This window comes from Pseudomonas sp. Marseille-QA0332 (assembly GCF_054950175.1).
The window spans coordinates 1,555,560-1,576,859 of record NZ_CM143106.1; the positions used below are offsets into that span (position 1 = coordinate 1,555,560).

Annotated in this window: 23 protein-coding genes and 1 pseudogene; 14 read left to right on the forward strand and 10 right to left on the reverse strand. The window is 63.2% G+C overall.

The genetic code is table 11. The annotated features are described in order from the left end of the window. Window positions 1-4: 4 nt before the first annotated feature. The 4 genes from ACY8GK_RS07275 to ACY8GK_RS07290 form a co-directional block, all read right to left on the reverse strand. Window positions 5-727, reverse strand: a complete 723-nt coding sequence (locus tag ACY8GK_RS07275; protein WP_462402717.1) for a thioesterase II family protein — start codon at window positions 725-727, stop codon at window positions 5-7. Between the two features lie 9 nt (window positions 728-736). Next, window positions 737-961, reverse strand: a complete 225-nt coding sequence (locus ACY8GK_RS07280) for a hypothetical protein (protein WP_462402718.1) — start codon at window positions 959-961, stop codon at window positions 737-739. A 93-nt stretch (window positions 962-1,054) separates the two neighbouring features. Continuing rightward, complete coding sequence (locus tag ACY8GK_RS07285) at window positions 1,055-1,456, reverse strand: hypothetical protein (RefSeq protein ID WP_196178931.1); 402 nt, start codon at window positions 1,454-1,456, stop codon at window positions 1,055-1,057. 33 nt (window positions 1,457-1,489) lie between these two features. Next, window positions 1,490-2,200 (reverse strand): NUDIX hydrolase, encoded by a 711-nt coding sequence (locus tag ACY8GK_RS07290; RefSeq protein ID WP_196178933.1) that lies wholly within the window; start codon window positions 2,198-2,200, stop codon window positions 1,490-1,492. Between the two features lie 144 nt (window positions 2,201-2,344). Between ACY8GK_RS07290 and ACY8GK_RS07295 the strand changes: the two genes are divergently transcribed. The 3 genes from ACY8GK_RS07295 to ACY8GK_RS07305 all read left to right on the forward strand — a co-directional run bounded on the left by ACY8GK_RS07295 (window position 2,345) and on the right by ACY8GK_RS07305 (window position 5,097). Beyond that, window positions 2,345-2,995, forward strand: coding sequence for a nicotinamidase (locus ACY8GK_RS07295; protein WP_462402996.1), 651 nt, complete (start codon window positions 2,345-2,347; stop codon window positions 2,993-2,995). Next, window positions 2,992-4,197, forward strand: coding sequence for a nicotinate phosphoribosyltransferase (pncB, locus tag ACY8GK_RS07300; protein WP_462402719.1), 1,206 nt, complete (start codon window positions 2,992-2,994; stop codon window positions 4,195-4,197). Before ACY8GK_RS07295 ends, pncB begins: the two co-directional genes overlap by 4 nt. 207 nt (window positions 4,198-4,404) lie before the next feature. Continuing rightward, a complete protein-coding gene (locus tag ACY8GK_RS07305; protein WP_196178937.1) occupies window positions 4,405-5,097 on the forward strand; it encodes a DUF421 domain-containing protein in 693 nt (230 codons plus the stop codon). A gap of 149 nt (window positions 5,098-5,246) precedes the next feature. Here the strand turns inward: ACY8GK_RS07305 and ACY8GK_RS07310 are convergent, their stop codons facing one another. Continuing rightward, on the reverse strand, window positions 5,247-6,659 hold the full coding sequence (locus ACY8GK_RS07310; protein ID WP_196178938.1) for an amino acid permease: 1,413 nt from the start codon (window positions 6,657-6,659) through the stop codon (window positions 5,247-5,249). 452 nt (window positions 6,660-7,111) lie between these two features. Between ACY8GK_RS07310 and ACY8GK_RS07315 the strand changes: the two genes are divergently transcribed. Next, window positions 7,112-8,539 (forward strand): aminotransferase-like domain-containing protein, encoded by a 1,428-nt coding sequence (locus ACY8GK_RS07315; RefSeq protein ID WP_196178941.1) that lies wholly within the window; start codon window positions 7,112-7,114, stop codon window positions 8,537-8,539. Between the two features lie 253 nt (window positions 8,540-8,792). After that, a pseudogene (locus tag ACY8GK_RS07320) lies at window positions 8,793-8,930 on the forward strand (DUF6392 family protein); the annotation flags it as partial. 176 nt (window positions 8,931-9,106) lie between these two features. Here the strand turns inward: ACY8GK_RS07320 and ACY8GK_RS07325 are convergent. Next, the gene (locus ACY8GK_RS07325) at window positions 9,107-9,766 is read right to left on the reverse strand and encodes a TenA family protein (RefSeq protein WP_462402720.1); all 660 of its coding nucleotides are present in this window, start codon (window positions 9,764-9,766) and stop codon (window positions 9,107-9,109) included. Window positions 9,767-9,769: 3 nt separating this feature from the next. Then, window positions 9,770-10,417, reverse strand: coding sequence for a TenA family protein (locus ACY8GK_RS07330; RefSeq protein ID WP_462402721.1), 648 nt, complete (start codon window positions 10,415-10,417; stop codon window positions 9,770-9,772). 516 nt (window positions 10,418-10,933) lie between these two features. Between ACY8GK_RS07330 and ACY8GK_RS07335 the strand changes: the two genes are divergently transcribed. The 5 genes from ACY8GK_RS07335 (at window position 10,934) to ACY8GK_RS07355 (ending at window position 14,077) form a co-directional block, all read left to right on the forward strand. Continuing rightward, window positions 10,934-11,518: a WYL domain-containing transcriptional regulator gene (locus ACY8GK_RS07335; RefSeq protein ID WP_462402722.1), complete on the forward strand. Its 585-nt coding sequence runs from the start codon at window positions 10,934-10,936 to the stop codon at window positions 11,516-11,518. 150 nt (window positions 11,519-11,668) lie between these two features. Continuing rightward, window positions 11,669-12,283, forward strand: a complete 615-nt coding sequence (locus tag ACY8GK_RS07340; protein WP_462402723.1) for a hypothetical protein — start codon at window positions 11,669-11,671, stop codon at window positions 12,281-12,283. After that, the gene (locus tag ACY8GK_RS07345) at window positions 12,283-12,699 is read left to right on the forward strand and encodes a phage holin family protein (RefSeq protein WP_196178950.1); all 417 of its coding nucleotides are present in this window, start codon (window positions 12,283-12,285) and stop codon (window positions 12,697-12,699) included. The genes ACY8GK_RS07340 and ACY8GK_RS07345 overlap by 1 nt, the downstream gene beginning before the upstream one ends. Next, complete coding sequence (locus ACY8GK_RS07350; protein ID WP_462402724.1) at window positions 12,696-13,568, forward strand: DUF3618 domain-containing protein; 873 nt, start codon at window positions 12,696-12,698, stop codon at window positions 13,566-13,568. The genes ACY8GK_RS07345 and ACY8GK_RS07350 overlap by 4 nt, the downstream gene beginning before the upstream one ends. 23 nt (window positions 13,569-13,591) lie before the next feature. Beyond that, complete coding sequence (locus ACY8GK_RS07355) at window positions 13,592-14,077, forward strand: hypothetical protein (protein ID WP_462402725.1); 486 nt, start codon at window positions 13,592-13,594, stop codon at window positions 14,075-14,077. A 53-nt stretch (window positions 14,078-14,130) separates the two neighbouring features. On the opposite strand, the gene ACY8GK_RS07360 is transcribed toward ACY8GK_RS07355, so the two are convergent. Both ACY8GK_RS07360 and ACY8GK_RS07365 read right to left on the reverse strand, forming a co-directional pair. Beyond that, window positions 14,131-14,892 carry a hypothetical protein gene (locus ACY8GK_RS07360; RefSeq protein ID WP_462402726.1) on the reverse strand — a complete coding sequence of 254 codons (762 nt, stop codon included), beginning with the start codon at window positions 14,890-14,892 and terminating at the stop codon, window positions 14,131-14,133. Window positions 14,893-15,051: 159 nt separating this feature from the next. Beyond that, window positions 15,052-16,200 carry a hypothetical protein gene (locus ACY8GK_RS07365; protein WP_462402727.1) on the reverse strand — a complete coding sequence of 383 codons (1,149 nt, stop codon included), beginning with the start codon at window positions 16,198-16,200 and terminating at the stop codon, window positions 15,052-15,054. A gap of 323 nt (window positions 16,201-16,523) precedes the next feature. Between ACY8GK_RS07365 and ACY8GK_RS07370 the strand changes: the two genes are divergently transcribed. From ACY8GK_RS07370 to ACY8GK_RS07385, 4 genes are all read left to right on the forward strand, one after another. Beyond that, window positions 16,524-17,177 carry a DUF2238 domain-containing protein gene (locus ACY8GK_RS07370; protein ID WP_462402728.1) on the forward strand — a complete coding sequence of 218 codons (654 nt, stop codon included), beginning with the start codon at window positions 16,524-16,526 and terminating at the stop codon, window positions 17,175-17,177. 314 nt (window positions 17,178-17,491) lie between these two features. Then, on the forward strand, window positions 17,492-18,001 hold the full coding sequence (locus ACY8GK_RS07375; protein ID WP_196178963.1) for a DUF4142 domain-containing protein: 510 nt from the start codon (window positions 17,492-17,494) through the stop codon (window positions 17,999-18,001). Between the two features lie 75 nt (window positions 18,002-18,076). Beyond that, complete coding sequence (locus tag ACY8GK_RS07380; protein ID WP_196178965.1) at window positions 18,077-19,390, forward strand: APC family permease; 1,314 nt, start codon at window positions 18,077-18,079, stop codon at window positions 19,388-19,390. A gap of 76 nt (window positions 19,391-19,466) precedes the next feature. Next, window positions 19,467-20,462 (forward strand): alpha/beta hydrolase, encoded by a 996-nt coding sequence (locus ACY8GK_RS07385; RefSeq protein WP_196178967.1) that lies wholly within the window; start codon window positions 19,467-19,469, stop codon window positions 20,460-20,462. 63 nt (window positions 20,463-20,525) lie between these two features. Here ACY8GK_RS07385 and ACY8GK_RS07390 read toward each other — a convergent pair whose 3' ends face one another. After that, window positions 20,526-21,239, reverse strand: coding sequence for a YebC/PmpR family DNA-binding transcriptional regulator (locus tag ACY8GK_RS07390; RefSeq protein WP_196178969.1), 714 nt, complete (start codon window positions 21,237-21,239; stop codon window positions 20,526-20,528). Between the last annotated feature and the right edge of the window lie 61 nt (window positions 21,240-21,300).

The following is a 21,300-nucleotide window of genomic DNA, read 5'->3' on the forward strand; positions in this document are numbered from 1 at the left end:
GATGTCAATCAGGCCGGCGGGCATGGGGCTCCAGGGAGTCGGCAAGCACGTCCAGCACGCGGTCTTCCTGTTCGTGGATGAAGAAGTGGCCACCGGGGAACCTTGCCAGGAAAAAGTCGCCCAGGCTCTCTTGCCGCCAGGCCAGCAGCTGCTCTTCGCTGGCCTTGTCGGCCTCGCCGCTCAGCACATGCAATGGACACTGGAGCGGCGGACGCTGGCGGTACTGGTAGCGACCACACAAGAGGAAATCGGCGCGCAGCACTGGCAGGGTCAGGCTCATCAGCTCGGCGTTGGCCAGCACCTCTTCGGGCGTTCCCTGCAGGGCCCGCAGCTCGGCGATCAGCTCGGCATCCGACTTGGGCTGGCGCCAGTCGCGGGTATCGTAGCCCTCACGCCTGGTAGGGGCAGCCGTGCCACAGGCGAACAGCGCCACCGGCGCCGGGCAGCCTAAGGCGCGCAGCGCGTGCACCAGTTCGAACGCCACCAGCGCCCCCAGGCTGTGCCCGAGCACGGCATAGGGCGCCTGGGTCGCCCGGCGCTGCTCGTCGGCCAGTTGCCGGGCCAGACCATGCATGTCGGTTTGCAGTGGCTCGCCCAGACGCGCACCGCGTCCAGGCAATTCGACCGGCACGACCCGCAGCCACGCCGGCAGCTTGCGACGCCAGCGGCGGTAGACCATGGCGCTGGCGCCCGAGTACGGCAGGCAAAGCAGGTTCAAGACGGTCATGGCCGTTCCTTAGCGCGCCGTGGCCGTTTCGGCCATCTGGCGAAACAGGCGCAACGGGCGCAGCTTGCTCCGGACGTTGTCGATGCGGGCCAGGCCGTGCTTCTCCAAGCCCCTCCTGACCACGACGCGCCTGCCCTCGGGCATCGCCGGGAAGCCAGGCCGGATGGCGTCCGGCTTCGGATGGCCGGCCACTGGCTGGGCCGGGATTGCGGCGCAGTCGAATAGGCAAGCCATTGCCTGTCTCCTTGGTGTCGAGCAATGCGCGGCTCGTGGCCAGCGGCTACAGCTAAGAACGAACCTTGCCGAGAAGAATTTAGCCTCTGGCAGTCAGCCACCGGCCAGCAGGTCGTGGGCATCGAGCAACTTGTAGGCGACCTGCGGATTGCGCTCCAGCCCTCGCCGGATCGCGGCCGGTATCGATTGCCGGGTGCGCCGGCAGAGCCCTGGCTGGGGTTGCACCTCGATGAGAATGCCGCGCATGGTGCGCACCTCGTTCGGCCCCGGCGCGATGTGCAGGCGAATGCCGAGCTGCTCTTCCAGGCGCTGCTGCAGGCGCCGCAGGTCGTCGAGATCCTTGAGGTTTTCCAGGCGCTCGATCAGCCGACGTTCTTCCTGCCGGGTCAGCAGCAGGATGCGGCAAGCCGTCTCGGGGTGCTCCCGCAGACGCTCGCGCCCGCAGTCGCAGGCACCCGGCGGACAAGGCTGACGCACTGCAAAAGGCTTGTTCATGGCCCAAGCATAGCTGACCCCGGCTCTTCTTCCTCAACCGCCAGAGCTTTCCGGCAACAGACTGCGCTCGAAGGTGAACAGCCGGTCGGCCGGCGGCTGATGCACGTACAGCTGTTGAGGCCGGCCCAGCCTGGGCTGGTTCTTCTCGCCGGTATCATGTACCCAGCCCTGCTCCTTCATGCGCTCGAGACGCTTGCGCAAGGAGGTGCCATTGACCGGCGCCCCCAGGCAAGCCTCGGTGGCGCGCACCGCATCGAGCACCGTGAACCGCTCCGGCAGCAGGTACAGCGGCAGGCTGCTGTAGACAGTCTTGGACGCCAGGCGCTCGCGGGCCAGCCGAACCAGCAGGTTGTGGTCGAACGGCAGCAGCACCCTGCGCTCGAGCACGGAATCCAGGTCGTGGAAGGCCAGGCGCGGATCATCCATCGCCTGGTCCGGCGCCAGCAGGGCCAGGTAGTAGGTGCTCAACGACCAGCCACGCGGGTCGCGAAAGGCGTTGCCCTCGGTGCCGACCTGCTCGAGGTAGCGCGGGACGACCCGGGCCTTGTCCTGCAGGGCTCGAGCTGCCGCCGCCGCCAGGCTGTTATCGGCGATACGGCCATTGACGATCACCCCCGGCAAGGCCCATTCGTTGGCATGGGGCTCACGGTCGCGGCGATACAGCAACACTTCCAGCGCAGGCGACTCGGCAGCCATGCGCAGGGCGACGATATCCACACTGGCCAGTACTTCGGCACTGCTCAAGGCTCAGCCCTCCAAATTGCGTTGTGACATATTCCACCAGAAGGTCAAAGCCTGGCAACACCTGCGTCATATTCACCATGATGCTTGACATACTTATTTCATCAGGTGAATTATATGGGCGATCCCGAACAGGAGTACCTCACGATGAAGATCGCCAGCTTCGATGTCGATGCACAGAACGGCTTCACCTGCAACGCAGCGGATGAGCTCCCCGTGCCCGGCGGCCATCAGATCGTCCCGGCGCTCGAGGCCATGGCCCGCCGCGCCAGCCTGCGCCTGGGCAGCAAGGATGCCCACCCGCGCAACGCCGCCTGGGTGGTCAACGAGCCTGGGCAGATGCTGCAACGCCTGGACCTGGCCAATGCCGATCTGACCTGGGTCAGCCACTGCGTGCCAGGTACGCCGGGGTTCGAGCTACTGCCGGGACTGCCGGCACCAATCGAGTATGACTACTTCGTCTGGAAAGGCGTCGAGCCCGATCTTCATCCCTACGGGGCTTGCTATCACGACCTCGCCGAGCGTCGCTCCACAGGCGTGATCGAGTTTCTCAAGCAGCGAGAGGTCGACGTGGTGATCGTCGGCGGCCTGGCCCTGGACTACTGCGTGCGAACCACTGCTCGCCAGTTGCGCGAGGCCGGTTTCGACGTGTTGCTGTACCTGCCCGCCTGCCGCGCCCTGACGCCCGAAGGTGCCGAGCACGCGTGCCAGGTCCTGGCCGCGTGTGGCGTGCGGCTGTGCCCGGATGAACACACCCTCGACCAGACCCTCGCCAGCTGCCAGGAGACCAGCCAATGAGCGATTCCATGTTCGGCGAACGCATCGTCCAGAACCTGCTGGACACCGATTTCTACAAGATCACCATGATGCAGGCGGTGCTGCACAACTACCCCAATACCGAGGTGGAATGGGAGTTTCGTTGCCGCAACGAGGAAGACCTCTCGCCCTACCTGGCGGAGATTCGCTACCAGATCGAGCAGTTGGCCGAGCTGTCGGTGACCCACGACCAGCTGGCCTACCTGGAGAAGATTCCGTTCATCAAGCCGGACTTCATCCGCTTCCTCAGCCTGTTCCGCTTCAACCTGCGCTACGTGCACGTGGGCCTGGACGACATCGGCCAACTGGCCATTCGCGTGCGCGGCCCCTGGCTGCATGTGATCCTCTACGAGATTCCGCTGCTGGCGATCGTCTCGGAAGTGCGCAACCGCTATCGCTACCGTGAAGTGCGCATGGAGCAAGTCGGTGAACGCCTCTATCAGAAGCTCGACTGGCTGCGCCAGGAGGCCAGCGTCCACGAACTGGCCGGCCTGAGGCTGGCCGACTTCGGTACGCGTCGGCGTTTTTCCTATCCGGTCCAGGAAGCCGTCGTGCACATCCTCAAGCAGGACTTTCCCGGTCACTTCGTCGGCACCAGCAATGTCCACCTGGCCCGGGAATACGATCTCAAGCCGATCGGTACCATGGCCCACGAATGGTTCATGGCCCACCAGCAGCTCGGCCCACGCCTGGTCGACAGCCAGGTGGCGGCACTCGAATGCTGGGTGCGCGAGTATCGTGGCCTGCTGGGCATCGCCCTGACCGACTGCATCGGCATGGATGCGTTCATGCGCGACTTCGACCTGTATTTCGCCAAGCTGTTCGACGGTTTGCGTCACGACTCGGGCGATCCACTGGCCTGGGCGGAAAAGGCCATCGCCCACTACCAGCGACTGGGTATCGACCCGGCGAGCAAGACGCTGATCTTTTCCGATGGCCTGGATTTTGCCAAGGCCTTGCAGCTGTACCGCGCCCTGCATGAGCGCATCAACGTCAGCTTCGGCATCGGTACCCAGCTCACCTGCGACATTCCCGGCGTGAAACCGATGAACATGGTGATCAAGATGACCGCCTGCAACGGCGCACCGGTGGCAAAGATTTCGGACAGCCCGGGCAAGACCCAGTGTCGGGACGAGAACTTCGTGAGCTATCTCAAGCATGTATTCGCAGTGGCGGCGAGCTGAAGCACGCCACGCCGGTTGGGTGAGGCGACTTGGCAAGCGCAGACAGGCCCGGGCTGGTCGAGTGGCCGGCGTGCCATTCCCCGCAGCGTCATCGAAACAGTGATACAAGCCCGCCTGGCCGATGTCCCAGTCATTGGATGGGCTGGCGACTCCGCCAGTGGAGCTGCCGGTCCGTGACCCAATGGACTGCAGCGGATGGGTAAGCGAATGGTATCGTTCGATCTTCAACGCATGTTGTTGGGCGATTTGCCCTCCACGTTCCTCCTGGAGGTCGCCCTGCGGGTGCTGGCGGCTTTCGTAGCGGTGTTCCTCTTCTTGAAATTCAGCGGTCGGCGCGGGATCAAGCAGCTTTCGCGTTTCGAGCTGGTGGTGATTCTCATGCTCGGCTCCGCTGCGGGGGATGTGACCTTCTACGAGGACGTGCCGCTGCTCCCGGTGGCGCTGGTGTTCCTGACACTGCTGCTGCTCTATCGCGGTACCGTCTACATCATGACGCGCAGCAAAGCCTGCGAAGCCTGGATCGATGGACTGCCGATCACGGTGGTGAAGGATGGCATGTACGAGATTCATTCGCTGCGTAACATGAACATTTCATCCAACGAACTGTTCATGGAGCTGCGCCAACAAGGTGTCGAGCACTTGGGCCAGGTCCGGCTGGGTCTTCTGGAAACCGACGGCGAACTCAGCCTGTATTTCTACGGCCCGCAAGACACCCGTCCGGGCCTATCGGTGCTTCCGTTCGAGCATCGTCCGCAATATGCATCCCCGCCAAGTGCCGGCCTCTACTGCTGCGTGGCGTGTGGCTTTGCGCGCTACCATCGGGCGCAGGAGGCGATCGCATGTGAACGTTGCGAGCATGCCGTCTGGTCTCCAGCACTGGATACGCTTCGCAATCGTTAGCCCAGACGCTGGAGCGCCATCGCAGCACGGCCAACGATCGTCGCGTGGCATCGCGGCTATGGCAATGTCACCGGTCAAGGCCCGACAAACACAAAAGCCCCAAGGCCGCGTGCAACACGCAACCTTGGGGCTTTTCGTCCAGACCGGTCTTAGCGACGCTTGGCGCTGCGAATCTGATGCACCACGCCCATGGCTACCACCAGCGCGGCGGCGCTACCAGTGGAGATCACCAGGATCTGATAGTCAGGCATGAAGGCCATGACCACCAGGCAGACTACGATGAAGGCGATCACCAGGTAGGTCAGCCAGGGGAACAGCCACATCTTGAGCTGCACTTCCTTGCCTTCGGCGATCAGCTTGCGACGCATGCGCAGCTGCGAGAAGGCGATCACCAGGTAGACCAGCAGGGCGATCATGCCGGTGGTGTTCATCAACGTTTCCAGCACGTCCTGCGGCCGCAGGGTCTCGCTGAAGTTGATCAGGGCGCAGAACACCGCGACGGCGCACGAACCGATGATCGCGAAGACCGGAACACCGGTGCCGGCACGGGTGATCTTGAACAAAGCTGGCGCATCGCCACGCTTGGCCAGCGAGAACAGCATGCGCGAGGCAGTGTAGTGGCCGGAAATCAGACAGCTGCTCACCGAGGTCAGCACCACGAAGTTCATCAGCAGCTCGGCATACGGAATGCCCAGCAGCTCCAGGGTACGGCGATAGGCGCCATAACCCGACTCGCCCAGGTGCGGGTCGTTCCACGGGACCAGGCAGACGATCAGGAAGATCGAGCCGACATAGAACAGGCACACGCGCCAGACCACCGAGTTGGTGGCCTTGACGATCTGCTTGGCAGGGTCCTTGGATTCCGAGGCGGCGATGGTGACGATCTCGGCGCCGAGGAAGGCGAACATCACCCCAAGCAACGCTCCGACCACCGTGGTGATGCCATTGGGCATGAAGCCTTCGGCGGTCAGGTGAGTCATGCCGCGCACTTCGCCGAACTGCCAGATGTTCATCACCGCGGCGGTACAAATGACCAGGAAGCAGCAGATCGCTACCACCTTGATCAGGGCGAACCAGAATTCGAACTCGCCGTAGTGCTTGACGTTGAAGAAGTTGACCGTGATCAGCACCAAGGTAGTGGCCAGCACGAACACGTTGACGCTCACGTCCGGGAAGAACCCGTGCAGGATCTTGCCCGCCACATACGCTTCCCAGGCCATCAGGATGACCCAGTACCACCAGTACAGCCAGCCGATGGTGAAGCCGGCCCAGCGACCGATGGCTCGATCGGCATAGGTGGAGAACGAACCGGTGTCAGGCGAGGAAGTCGCCATCTCGCCGAGCATGCGCATGATCAGGACCACCAGGATGCCGCCTGCCAGGTAGGCGAGGACAGCAGCTGGGCCCGCGCTGTGGATCACGCTGCCGGAGCCGACGAACAGCGCGCCGCCGATGACCCCGGCGATCGACATCATCGTCAGGTGGCGCGGCTTGAGGGAGGCACTGAGCTTGCTCTCGTGCTCCCCCGTCGCGGTGGTGGTGGAGGTGGTTGTTGCGTCCATCAGTTGTGTACCCCGTGTTTCTTTTTATCCAAGGAAAATCCGTGAAACCCCGATGGCTATCGGTTTCACCCGTACATCAGTGCCAATGCGAGCAGGAGGCGTGCACGACGCACACGCAGGCCTTCCCTGGCGGCCTGCCTACGCGTCCGAAGGAAGACCCTCGGACGAACTGAACCATGCAACGATCGGACGGCGGCTAGACTCCAACACGTTCGATCGGGAAGAAAGGCGCGAGGTGACCCTCGGCGACGATGCGGCGATGAGCTTGTTGTTGTTCATGAAGCGTTGACGTGCTTGATGTGGCGATCTCTGACACCTAATGTAAAAATGTCGGACAGATAGAGCCATGCACAGCACAGTGAAATCCTTACTGCACTGTACAGGCCGCCCTTGCAGTACACCGCTTTACCAGCAGGTCCACACACCCTGCACACCTGAAGGCAAACTCCCAGATGCTCGAACTCCGCCCGGATTCTCCAACCCCGCTGGTCAACCAGATCATCGACGGGCTGCGGGAACTGATCGACAACCAGACTCTCAAGCCTGGCGCCAAGGTGCCATCGATCCGCGCGTTCGCCGCCACCTATTCGGTCAGCACCTTCACCGTGGTCGAAGCCTACGACCGCCTGGTGGCGCAGGGCCTGCTGGTAAGCCGGGGCAATGCCGGCTTCTTCGTCAATCGTGCCGTGACCGAGCTGCTCGACAAGCGTCCGCAGGCCGGCCTGGCACGCCCCAGCTTCAATTCCGAATGGTATCTCCAGCAGATCTTCGAGATTCGCCAGTTGCCATTCAAGCCCGGTTGCGGCTGGCTGCCCAACGACTGGATGTACGAGGACGGCCTGCGCCGCGGCCTGCGCCAGGTGGCCAGCAGCCCGCTGGAGCTGTCGGGCTATGGTGACCCGATGGGCTTGCCCGAGCTGCGCGCGCTCACCGCGCAGAACCTGCAGCAGGAGCTGAGCATCGTCGCCAACCCGGCGCAGCTGTTGCTGACGCACGGTGCCAGCCAGGCACTGGACCTGGCCGTGCGCACACTGGTGCGTCCAGGGGACGTGGTGCTGGTGGACGATCCTGGCTATCCCAACCTGATGAGCATCCTGCGCTTCCAGGGGGCGACCTTGCTAGGCGTGCCCCGCACGCCGGCCGGCTATGACCTCGACCAACTGGAGCAATTGCTGGCCAGGCATCGTCCGACCGTGTTCTTCACCCAGCCGCATCTGCATAGCCCGACCTGCTCGCGGACTCCGCTGACGCAACTGCACCGTTTGCTGCAACTGGCCTCGCGGCATGGCTTTAGGCTGGTGGAGAACAACCTGTACGCCGACATGATCGCCGAACCGCAGCCCTGCCTGGCCAGTCTCGACCACCTGCAGCAGGTGGTCTACGTGGGCAGCTACTCCAAGAGCATTTCGCCCAACGTACGGGTTGGCTACCTGCTGGCCAATCCCGAATTGATGCAACAGCTGTTGCGCCTGAAGATGCGCTCGGGCCTGACCACCTCGCAGGTCATGGAGCGGGTGGTCTACGCGGCGGTCATCGATGGGCGCTGGCGCAAGCACCTCAAGCGCTTGCGCCAGCGCCTGGCCGAGGCTCACCAGGAGGTAGGCCGCCATCTGCACCGGCTGGGCTTCGAGCTGTTCATCGAGTCGGACGAAGGCATGTACATCTGGACCCGTCATCCGGCCCTGCCAGATAGCGCCGCGTTGCTGGACGATGCCCTCGAGCAGGGGATCATGCTCGGACCGGGGCAACTGTTCATGGTCGATGCCCAGGCCACCGGCTGGATGAGGTTCAACGTGGCGTTCAGTACCGATCCGGGGATGTGGGAATTGCTGGAGAAGGTGCTGGCCAAGCATGTGCGGCGCGCGAGCCTGGCGCGGTGATCGAGGTGGCGATCTTCTGCGAGGCCAGTACCCAGAGCAGACCGGGAGAGGGCCCGCAAAGCGAGCCCAGGGTCCACGAGGCCACCACCGCTCTACCTCGTTGGCACTGTGTGCTTGCAGCACCATTGGTGAAGGTGTTGCACGGGGCCGATTAACAATCAGCCATTGCAGGAGCTGTATAAAGGGCGTGACTGGCTTGATAGAGAGCCTGCTCCAGGTTTAGAACTGAGTTTCTGGACGCCGACTAAGCGCTTTGAAAGCTGTTATCACCCTTCTTTCCACGGTCGAGGGCACCACACAGTACAAAGGCGAACTCCCCCAGCCTTTCGCGCCAGTGATGTCCCGGTCAGACGTGCGTGCCACCTTTGGTGAGCCGATGGAATCGCAAGGCCCTACAAAGCTGCCTCTGAACACGATGGTTGGCGGTTTTGATACTTACCAGCTTCACCGATTCTCAGGATTTCGGTGGGTCCGAACCACCAGCGCGGGTGGATCAGACCACTGGAACAAGGTGTCAGAATCCAGCGCCTACACCAAAGCCCATCCCAAGGACCTGGCCCAGGCCTTCTATGGCACGCCATCCAAGCCCATCTGCCAGAAATCGGCCTCCAGCCGCGAAGCCTGGGCAAAGGTAGCAGCCAGCTCGACGAAGCGTTGCTCGGTCATGCTGCGGGCCGCCAGCTCGTCCAGATGCCTGCGCGCGGCAGCGGCGACGCCCTGGTAGCCATCTCCAGCATATTCGCCGATCCATTCGCGGTAGGGGTGGATTGCCAGGTCCGCCACGCCTGCCGCAAGCCTCTGGCCGATCTCGGCATAGCCAATGACGCAGGGCGCCAGCGCCACCTGCAGGTCAAGCAAGTCGCCAGCGGCGCCGCAATCGAGAACGAAACGGGTATAGGCGACCGTTGCCTGGTGCTCGGGCGCGGATTCGATGTCGGCCTGGGACAGGCCCCAGCGGGCACACAGCCGCAGGTGCAGCTCGGTTTCGTCGAGGATGGCAGCCAGGCCGGCCTGGGCCGCGCGGATATCCGCGGGCCGGCGGCTCTTGTAGGCTGCCAGCGCCCAAGCTCGAGCGAACTGGATCAGGAACAGGTAGTCCTGCACCAGATAGGTCCGAAATGCCGGTTCGGGCAAGCTACCCTCACCCATGCGCTGGACGAAACGGTGATTTACGTAGCTGTTCCACTGCGGCGCTGCAGCATCCTTGAGGCGGTCGAAGATATCCATCGTTCATGCCTCCTGGGGATCGATCGCGTTGAGGAAGGCCAGCTCCAGCCGTACCGTGCGCTGGAAGAAATCACGGCTGGCCTGCGCCTGGGTTGGCCCCACGCGGTCGAGTTCGCCGCGCAGGAAGCCGACGAAATCGCCAAAGGCGGGATTGTCGTGCAAGGTGATCCATTCGGCATGGACGAAGCTGTCAGGCAAGGGCCGTGGCGCCCTGCTCGCCCAGTCAAGGTACAACCACTCGGCGACGGTAAGCACCGACAAGGCCACGGCATATGAGCGTGTCTCGGCGGCTTCGCGCATGATCGCCTTGAAGCCGGCGGTAGGCTCGGTGTCGTCGGGCTGCTGCCGCTGGTCGCGACTGACGCCCAGCGCCTCGAAGGCCCGCAGGAAATAGGTGTTTTCCTCGCTCGAGATCATGCCGGCGAAGCGCCCCAGGCGCAGGCGCGCCTCGAAATGGTCGGCACTGGCGATGGCGGCGCCCAATAGCGTCAGGAAACTGTCCAGAAAGCGATGGTCCTGCACCAGGTAGCGGACCATGACCGGGTCCGGCACGCTGCCGTCATACAGGGAAGTGACGAAGCGATGCCCGACGGCAGCCGACCAGGCCGGCTCGCTTTCGCGGCGCAAGATATCGGTGAAACGTTCAGTCATGAAGCTGTCCTCTTTGGCGCGACAGCGAGACCGCAGGCAAACGACATGAGCGGCCTCGCGATGAGGCCGGCAAAAAGGCAGGTCTTCGAGCCCATCCCTTCGCCGGCATGATCCGGATCAGGTTCTAGGCTTTGTACGAAAAGTGCCTGCGCGACGATCAGACTACGTCGAAAACAGGCTCGGAATGCTCATTTACAATCAGTAAACTCCGCTTGCTCACCTGTTTTTGCCTAGCCTGATCGCCGCTCGGCGACTTTTCGTACAAAGCCTAAGGGTCACCGCGCTGATCAGCGGTTTCTCAGCCCATCGCCGGGCTCCCCTTGGTTCGTCGATGTGTATACAGCAGTCGCCACTGGCGAGACAAGCCTGGCTCGGCAAGTCATCGTCAGGTGCAAGACAAGGCAACCGGCCAGCATCGCCTGGCGCCCGGGACTTGGATCCAATGAGCACACAGGGTATGCTTGAAGTAGCCAAGTGCCACCAATCCATCTTCTTTCGGCTGTTCAGGAATTCGACTTGCCTAGTCACCCCACCCGCCACACCATCGCTCGGCAGTGGGAACTGCTCAAGCTGTTGCCGCACCGCTACCCCGGCTCCACTGCCCGGCAATTGCAGCAAGCCCTGCTGGACGCGGGCCATCGGGCGTCCAAGCGCACGGTCGAACGCGACTTGCAGGAACTGTCGAGCCTGTTTCCGCTGTATTGCAACGATAAAGGCATACCCTACGGCTGGTACTGGCAGCCTGGCCAGAAGCCGGCACTGCCAGGGCTGCCCCCAGGCGACGGGTCAGGCCCGTCGGCCGTGACTGGCGACTCTTCGTCGCCGCTTCAGAGTCAGCGGCCTGAAATCGAGCTCAAGGCCTGGGTCGACCACACGCTGTGCAGGCATCTGGCCGAGACGCCATTGTCGCCGGACATGCAATTGCTGGCGCAGGAAGATGGCGGTGCGCTACTGAGCGCTACGCTGCACGACAGCAGCGAACTCCTGCATTGGTTGCTGTCGCATGCGGGCTCGATCCGCCTGCATGCCCCTTGGGCCTTGCGCCAAGCCATGCTCGCACGGTTGCAGGCTGGCGTGGCAATGCACCAGACACAAGCATGACGCTGCAGCTCAACCTGGCATAACGCCGCTTGTCCGCGGCGCCTTGCACGCCATCTTTCCGACTGAACTTCTGTGCTCCAAGCCCCGTCCCCAAGATAGCAGTACTCGAACCGGCCGCGTGCCGGGACCACTCATCGAAGGGAGATCAACATGGACAAGACCGATCGCGATCCGGCCGCTTCTTCACCGGCTGGCAGTACTCAAGATCACTTGCATACCATTGCCGACGAGGCGGGTTCTTTGCTCAACCAGGCCAAGACCCAAGGGACCGAGCAGTACGAGCAATACCGGGATACAGCTGCGCAGCAGCTGGAGTCGCTCAAGGAAGGCGCGCAATCTGCGGCCGAGGCACTGCAGGGCAAGGATACGCTGGGCCTGTCGCAATACCTTGGGCAACTGGCGGGGTACCTGGGCACGTTCGCCGACCAGGTACGTCACCAGAGCGCCGAAGAGCTGTTGCAGAAGGGCTCTCGCCTGGCCCGCGACAACCCTGGCCTGTTCATCGCCGGCAGCGTGGCGATCGGTTTCGGCCTGTCGCGTTTCCTGCGCGCCAGCGAACACCGCGATACCAGCGTGGATGGCAATCACCCACCGGCGGCGTACGGTGCCAACGAGCCCTACCAGAGCACGCTGCCCGTGCCGGACCACGGCAGCGACGTCTCGACGCACAAGCCTTATACCCCGGTCGATCCACTGGGCACCACCCATACCAGCCCAGTCACCGGCTCGACGCTGGATAACGACCCGCTCAAAGGAGGCGCATGATGAACACGGACCCGCTCAACCCTACCCCACAGAACGATGATGCGGTCGGTATCGGCGGCCTGCTGCGCCAACTGATGCGCGAGGTGCCGGAGCTGTTCACCAAGGAGCTGGCCCTGGCCAAATCCGAGCTGCAGCACAATCTCAACACGCTCAAGGCCGGAACCGCCGCGGTTGCCGCCGGCGCCATCGTGCTGCTGGCCGGTTTCATCATCCTGCTGCTGGCCGCGGTCTACGCCTTGGCCAACGTGGTAGACCCTTGGCTGGCGGCCCTGATCGTCGGGGCGATCACGGTGATCGTCGGCTTCATCATGCTGCAATCGGGCAAGAAGCAGTTCGAGCCGTCCCATCTGACGCCGGATCGCACGCTGAACGCCATGCAACAGGACAAGGAAGCGTTGAAGAGGAAAATGCCATGAGCCCATCGTTCGAGCATGAATCGCAAAAGAACCCGGATGACCTCGAGCAGGAAATCAATGCCAAGCGCGAGCACATCAGCGACCTGGTCGATGCCATCGAGCAGCGCCTGACGCCTGGCCAGCTGTTCGACCAGGTGATGTCCTACACCAAGGGCAACGGCGGCGAGTTCGTCCATAATCTTGGCCTGACCTTGAAGAACAATCCGGTCCCGACCGCCCTGACCGCTGTCGGCCTGGCCTGGCTGGCGGTGAACCAGAACCGTCCTTTCAACCCAGGGCCCGCCCACCACGGGCCAGGATTGGGCGAGAAGCTCAGCGGCGCCGTGGATACCGTCAAGGGTGCTCTCTCGCAGGCCAGCGACAAGCTCCATGATGCCAGTTCCAGCGTCAAGGCCAAGGCCTACGATCTGCGCGACAAGGCCAGCGACATGACCCAGGGCACTCGCGATTCGGCCAGCAGCACTGCCGATTCGCTGCGCCGCACGGCCCACGATACCCGTGACCAGGTGCGTTACCAGGCCGACATGGTCAAGGGTCAGTTCGATACCCTGCTGCGCGAACAGCCGCTGGTCCTGGCGGCCATCGGTATTGCGCTGGGCGCCGCGATTGGCGCTGCCCTGCCGTCGACCCGCAAGGAAGACCAGCTGCTAGGCAGCGCCAGCGACCGTCTGACCGAGACCGTCAAGGCCAAGGGCGAACAGGCGTACGTCGAGGCCAAGGAAACGGTCAAGCAGAACGTTTCCGATCAGGGATCCGGGCAGCAGGACAAATCACAGGGCCAGGGTCGCCCGGCGACCGGCACCGCGACCGATCACGATACCGACCTGTCGTCCGGCCTCGGCTTCCCGTCGGAGGATGCAAAGCCGTAAGCGAAACAGGGAAGGCGGTTCGATTGCACCTCCATTTGCGCATGCAATCGAACCGCCGCCTGTGCAACATCCTGGCGCTGCCTGGCAGCGCCCCTACCCGCAAGTCTCATATTTCCCCCTTCCCCCTACTCCATTGCCAGCACCTGCGCGTGGCCAGTGAGACCCTCTCCAGTCAGCCCTTCATGGGACTCCAGCAATCGTCAACGCCTGGCCTGCAAGCCGGCAGGAACGAGGCCAATGATCCGAAGCGTGCTTATTTCATGGAATTCTGCGGGCGTGCCCAGGGTCATCTGTACAAGCAGGAGAAGTTGGCAAAGCAAAGGAGGTATTTCATGAGCCTTGCGATGATACTTTTCAGCCTGGTCAGTGCATGGATCGCCATTGCCCTGGCGATGTTGTGGGGGGTGCTGCGTATCGCCCGGCGCCATCATGGACAGGCTTCGCTCGAACCGGGCAAGTGCGAAAAAGGCAGGAAAAGCCCTGGCACTCCCGCCCTTTCGTTACGGTAGATGCCTGCAGGTTCACTCGCCTAGACCTGGCAACCCGCATGGCTGTGAAAGGATCAGCGCTCGCGCTGATCACGACCTGGCCGCTGACAGGCGAGCAAGGCGCGATACTGCATCAGGCAGATATAGCCGCAACCCAGCAGGCAGGCACCCAATACGCCCAGCAGCATTACAAGTTCGATACCGTATTGCGCGACCTTGGCCTGGAAACCGGCAAATGCGCGATAGACCTTGATATCCGCCAAGCCCTCGGCATGCCGTATGGCGACCCCGGCTTGCCGAATCTCGCTGTAGTCCCCTTCGAAGTACACCCATATCCTGACCGCGCCACCTGGCATGATCAGCGGTACATCGATCACATTGGTCGGCACCGCCTGAATCTGATCATCACCGATCTCGTCGCGGACCTGCACCAGCCCCTTGGCAGGCAAGCGTACATGGACATCCTTGACCGCCTGGCCGCGATCGTTGTGCAAATAGATGTACAAGCCGGTGCGGTGATCCACCAATCCGGCCTCGAATGGCTTGGCGAACATCTGCCGGAACGGCGCCTGGGCCAGATCCACCAACCGGTTGGCCTGGTCCTGGTTAAGGGTACCCTGGGAAATCTCCTGCACCCGCTTGTACAGCACGTCGTACTTGAGCTGCTCACTGGCCGTGCTGATGCGCGCGCTGAACTGGCTTGGATACGTCAGGCTCTCGTAGCTGAGATAAGCCTGCAGCTTGCCATCGCCCCTGAACGCCAGGAAGCTGCCGACCAGCACGGCCAGGACCGCGAGCATTCCCATCAGGAATTTTCCGAATTTGTCCCAGCTCAACTGTGCGCTCCCTTTTCCGCGGCGTGGGCGATGCGTGACTGCCGGCAAAGCGTGCCAAGTTAAGCGCCCGCGGGCAAGCGTTGCCGTTCGATCGTGCGGTGCGCCAGGCATGCCGGCAGTGGCCATGCCCGCTTGGCCTGCAAACGGTCAGAGCGTGGTTCATGGGCTGGCGAAGGACGCCCGCCAAGGCAGCGCTGGCATCGCCATCATTCGCTTGGGCGGCAATCGCTTGGCGAGGCTGCCACGAGTGGAGATGCACAGCGCGGTATACGCCGGCAACTGGTGAAGCCTGGCAGTGCGCAGGCTCGCGGGGCAGATCAGCAGCAGGTCGCCGAAACCGAACAACTGGTAGCCACCGATCTCGACCCGCTCGCCGCTGACCTGGCGGGTTTGCCACAGCAGGGGATCGAGGTCGGCCAGCCGCACATGGTCCGGGAGCAGGTAGCGCGTGGGATACGCCTGGCGAACCTGCAGGTTCTCGGCCACGCGGTAGGTGATCGAGGACATCGTGCCACGGGCTACGGCCAGAAACAGCACCAGGAAGACCAAGGTCGCCAGGCTGCCAAACAGGATCCTTCGATAGGTATCGCCTTTTACCCAGTAGAAGAGCACGACCGGGATCAGGCTCATGGATAACGTCCACAGGCACAACCAGGCCACGAAGGTCACGGCCTGCTCGTCATCCGGCCCGACATGGTGCTCGATGATCAGCACGATCGAGAGCGCACCGGCCACCACCGTAAGCAGCAGCATCCAGACGACAGCCAGATGGAACGCCCAGCGGCCGGGCCTTGCCTTGCGCCCGACCGCCAAGCGCGTCAGCTGGCGAAACGGCCGCACTGCGTGCAACAAGCCGTAGGTCATCGCGGTTGCCGCCAAGGTGAGCCCGAGCAACCAGGCCACCCCGACCGAGCTGCCAAGCCCGAACACCACGCCGACGAATACCGCGAAACCGACCATCAGCGGCGCCAGCAGCCAGAGGGCCGCGAAGCGCATCAACCGCCTGCAACGGCTGAACATCGACACCGAGACGCCGTACAGCCACGCCGAAGCCATGAGAATGACCAACTGCAGGCCAAGCAGGAAGAGAATCACCAGCATCCACACCAGCAGCGCCGCCTTGGCGTCGAGTGCGAGCATGAACAAGTCCACCCGCCCGATAGCACTGGTGTAGACATACAGAAACATGGCCCCCAGCGCCGTACCAAGCACCAGCAGCGAGGTACTGAACGGCGCCCAATGCGCCAGCACGCGCCTGAGAGTGAGCCTAAAGACTTCGGGGAAGGTGCGTTGGGTCATGCCTGACATCTGGGCCTCCTTGAACGAGTGACACTGCCCGCCAAGTCGGCAGCGTCGAAATGAAGCCGCAGAGACTAGGTTCAGTTGCCGGAGGGACACAATGCCCATGGTGTTCACAGATCCATGGTTGGGAAAGCGACTACAGCAAAAACAGATGATGCATTCACTTTCAGAACCAAGGTGGCAGATAAACGCACCGCTGCGGAGCATGCTGCGAGCCGGTGCGTGAAGCGGTATCGCCCTGGGCCCTATCCAAACGCCCGGAATGAACGCCCTGCCCTTGCATGAATCGATAGATCAGGTCCCATTGCATAATCATCCGAGGAACGAGGATGCTTTCGAGGAATGGATTCGCCATCCGACGCTATCTGTTCGCCAGCTTCGTCCTGGTGTTCGTCCTGCTTGGCTGGTCACCGGTCGAACGCAAGACCTGGTTGCTGGAAAACGCTCTGGTCCTCATCGGAGCTGCGCTGGCCTGGACGTACCGCAGGCGGTTCAGCCTGTCGACCCGCTCCTGGGCACTGATCTTGCTGTTCCTGTGCCTGCATGAGGTAGGCACCCACTTCACCTATCCTCGCGTACCCTATGAGGCCTGGCTGAGCGAATGGCCGGGCTTGAGCCCGAACCGTCTGTTCGGCTGGGAGCGCAACCAGTACGACCGGCTGGTACACCTGGCCTATGGACTGTGCCTGGCCTTGCCACTTCGGGAAGTGCTGGTAGACAAATGCCAGCTTCAGGGCGCCTGGGCATCGCTGCTCGCCTGGTCGCTGATATTGTCTACCTCGATGCTCTACGAGCTCATGGAGTGGGTAGGGGGTGCCTGGGTAGGCGGTGGCGACTTCTCGTTCGTCGGCGCGCAAGGCGATTTCTGGGATGCGCAGAAGGACATGGCATTGGCCGCTGGCGCAAGCCTGCTGGTTCTGAGCCTTCGCGGCCAGCGTATCCGTGCCAAGGCCTCGGCGCTGGCGCAGCACGTGCAGCGCTGAATATGGCTGCGCGCCAGCAGGTCAATTCGTGTCGTGGCTTCGCAAGGTCAAGGCGGTAAGCGAGCAAGCGCTTGTCACGCGCGCCATGACCGCTCAGGCGAAGACAGTCGAGGCCAGAAAAGTCCTCGACTGGCGGGGAAGACTTGAACCGGTCTTTGATGCTTCGTCTCATCGAGGGGTGCCCAACGCGTCGTGCGCCCGGCCCACAGCGCAACAAACTTGTGCGAAATTTTCCTGAACCCTTCGCTTGCAGCGCCGGTCACAAAAAGTGCGGACCAACCCGCTAAATGGACATGATCAAGGAGCTGTCTTCCATGAACAAGAAACTTCAAGCAGGCATCTGCAGCGTACTTTTCGCCTTCGGCGCACAGGCCGCCATGGCAGCAAGCCCGTCCGAATTCGTCGACGAAGCATCTGCCAAAGGCATCGCTGAGATCGAAGCCGGCAAGTTGGCCCAGCAGAAAAGCCAGTCGGCGGACGTGAAAAGCTTTGCCGACATGATGATCAAGGACCATACCGCGGCCAACCAGGAACTGAAGACGATCGCCCAGACCAAGAAGCTTGAAGTCGCTACCGATGCCGAGCTGATGGACAAGGCCAAGAAGCTGATCCTGGATATCCGGGAGGAGTCCTTCGATCGTTCCTACGCCAACAACCAAGTCAAGGCTCACGAGCAGACCATCGAACTGTTCAAGGAAGAAGCCCAGAACGGCCAGGACGCCGAGCTCAAGGCCTTCGCCAGCAAGACCCTGCCGAAGCTCGAAGCGCACCTCAAGCAAGCCAAGGAACTGGCTGCCAAGCACGGCGGCGACGCTGCCCAGTAAGCCGCACTGGCAGGACATCGAGGCGCCGCTCCCTGGGTTCGGCGCCTTTTTCATTTCCTTGGTAGGGAAACACGCATGACAAACCAGGCCCCACACACGTTGAAACGGGTCGTCAGCCTGCCGCTGCTGGTGTTCTTCATTCTTGGCGATGTGTTGGGCGCGGGGGTCTATGCCCTGGCGGGCGCCATCGCCGAGCGCGCCGGCGGCGCCATCTGGGCGCCGCTGGGCCTGGGCCTGCTGTTCGCCCTGTTCACGGCGGCTTCCTATGCGGAGCTGGTGAGCAAGTACCCACGCGCTGGTGGCGCCGCGGTGTTCGCGCAGCGCGCCTTCGGCTCGCCGATGCTGTCGTTCCTGGTCGGTTTTGCCATGCTCGCCGCCGGTATCACCAGTGCAGCTGGCCTGGCGCTGGCCTTCGCCGGCGAATACCTGCGGGTCTTTCTCGACTGGCCCGCCGCCCTGCTCGCGCCGCTGTTCCTCGCACTGATCGCCGCGCTCAACCTGCGCGGCATCAAGGAATCGCTCGGTGCCAACCTGGTCATGACGCTGGTCGAGCTGAGCGGCCTGGTACTGGTGATGATCGCCGTGGCGGCGCTGTGCGGCCAGGGGCAGAGCGAGCCTGCCCGGCTGCTGGACTTCGGCAACCAGGCGCCGGGTGGTGCGATTCTCGCGGCCGCCCTGCTCGCTTTCTATTCCTATGTGGGCTTCGAGACCTCGGCCAATCTCGCCGAGGAAGTCAAGGATGTCCGCCGCACCTACCCCAAGGCCTTGTTCATGGCATTGCTGATCGCCGGGCTGGTATACCTCGCCGTAGGCGCCGGTGCCGCCCTGGTCATGCCGGTGGATCGACTGATCGCGGCAAAGGCGCCACTGATGGATATCGTTGGCGCTTCCGGCCTGGGCATTCCGCGCAGCTGGTTCGCGGTGATCGCGCTGGTGGCAGTGGCCAACGGCGCGTTGCTGACGATGATCATGGCCAGTCGCCTGACCCTGGGCATGGCTCGCGAAGGCTTGCTCCCGGCGGTTCTGGGTAGGGTCTTGCCGCAGCGGCGCACGCCAGCCCCGGCCATCATCGCCACCACCGCGCTAGCCGCGCTGTTGACGTTCACAGGTACGCTCGAGGTGCTGGCCGAAACCGTGGTCCTGCTCTTGCTGTTCGTGTTCCTGAGCACCAACCTGGCCGTGCTGGTGCTCAAGCGCGACAAGGTCGAGCAGGCGCATTTCAGCATCCATCCGCTCGTGCCGGTGCTGGGCATCCTGTCGTGCCTGCTGTTACTAACCCAGCAGCCAGCGGGCAATTGGCTGCGCGCCGGTCTGTTGCTGGCAGCAGGCGTTGCGCTGCACGCGCTGGCTCGCAGATACGGGCCCCGTACCGTTGCGGCTGACAACTGATGGCAGTGGCCGCCTCGACCGGTGTGAGCGGCTGGCTTGCATGCGTAATGAACGGCCCGTGACGACAGGCGTCCACATGGCCGAAGCCGCAATAGAAGGTGACAGCATTTTGAGTAGCGATCGATTGGCATGTACCGAGCAGGAAATCCGTCAGGTTCAGGCATTCAACCGGACCCTTGCCCGGCTGCCGCGTTTCCGGATCCGCAACCGTCTCGTCCCTCGGGCGCTGCAGGGGCTGCTGCGCCTGGGCCAGATCGGTGGCGACAGCAGGCTGGCCCGACAGGGACTGGCCGTCGAACGGCGCATCGTCGGCCCCGCGAGCGCACCGGTGCCGGTACGGATCATCAGCCCAGCCGGCAGGCCCAAGGGTCTGGTGCTGGATTTCCATGGTGGTGGCTGGGTGATCGGCAACGCGCAGATGAACGACACCGTCAACGCTGCGATGGTCAAGGCCTGCGAGGTGACGGTGGTCTCGGTCGATTATCGCTTGGCGCCGGCGACCCCCATCGAAGGGTTGATGGAAGACTGCCTGAATGCCGCCCGCTGGTTGCTGACGAGTGACGATACGGCGTTCGCCGGCCTGCCAGTGGTGGTCATCGGCGAGTCCGCCGGTGCGCACCTGGCCGTCGCCACCCTGCTTGGTCTCAAGGAGACTCCCGCACTGCTGCTTCGCATCAGTGGCACGGTGCTCTACTACGGTGTCTACGACCTGGGCGCAAGCGCAAGCGTACGCGCGGCGGGCCCGGACACGCTGGTGCTGGACGGCCCAGGCATGCTGGAAGCGTTCCGTGCCTTGACGCCGGGGTTGAACGAAGCCCAGCGCCGCCGTCCACCCCTTTCACCCTTGTATGGCGACTTCGCGGCTTTCCCGCCCGCGCTGATGTTCGCTGGCGAACTGGACCCGCTCAGGGATGATACCCTTGGCCTGGCCGAGCGCTGGGCACGCTCGGCTCAGGTCGAGGTCCACCTGCTGCCCGCCGCGCCCCACGGCTTCATCCACTTCCCGTTGATGCTGGCAGACAAGGTCCTGGCCCGCACCCAGCAATGGGTGACCGAGCGGATCGGCCACTGAAGATCGCCTGGAGCAGTGCGGCCTGAAATCTGCCGCGAGAGCCGCACGGCCTCCGGGGAATGGTTACTCGGCCAGCCCCACATAGACGTTCTGGACATCGTCGTGGCTGTCGATCTTCTCCAGAAACTCCTCGACCTCCGCCAGCGCCTCGGGGCTCAGGCTGGCCGCGCTGACCGGATTCTTCGGGGTATAGCCGATCTTGGCGGAGGTCACGGTGAAGCCGTGCTCCGGCAGGGCTTTCTGCACGGCATCCAGGTCGGTGGTATCGGTGATGAACAGGGTCGAGCCCTCTTCTTCGCCGGGTTCGAAGTCCTGTGCGCCGGCCTCGATGGCAGCCAGCTCCGGGTCGGCCTCGCCGGTGGCCGGGACGGCCTCGATCAGCCCGACATGGTTGAAGTCCCAGGACACCGAGCCGCTGGCGCCGAGCTGGCCCTTGCGGAAGGCCACGCGGATTTCGGCGACGGTACGGTTGACGTTGTCGGTGAGGCACTCGACGATCAGCGGCACCTGGTGTGGCGCGAAGCCCTCGTAGGTCACCGCCGAATACTGCACCGCGTCGCCATCGAGGCCCGCGCCCTTGCGAATCGCTCGTTCCAGGGTGTCGCGAGTCATCGAGGCCTTCTTGGCCTGTTCGACGGCCAGGCGCAGCCGCGGGTTCATGTCCGGATCGGCGCCGCTCTTGGCTGCGATCTGGATTTCCTTGGCCAGCTTGCCCATGATCTTGCCCTTGGCATTGGCTGCGGCTTCTTTATGCTTGGCTTTCCACTGTGCGCCCATGTCGACTCTCTAGTTTCGGCAGCCGGTTCAGGAAGCGACCGGCAAAGTGGGGCATTTTATA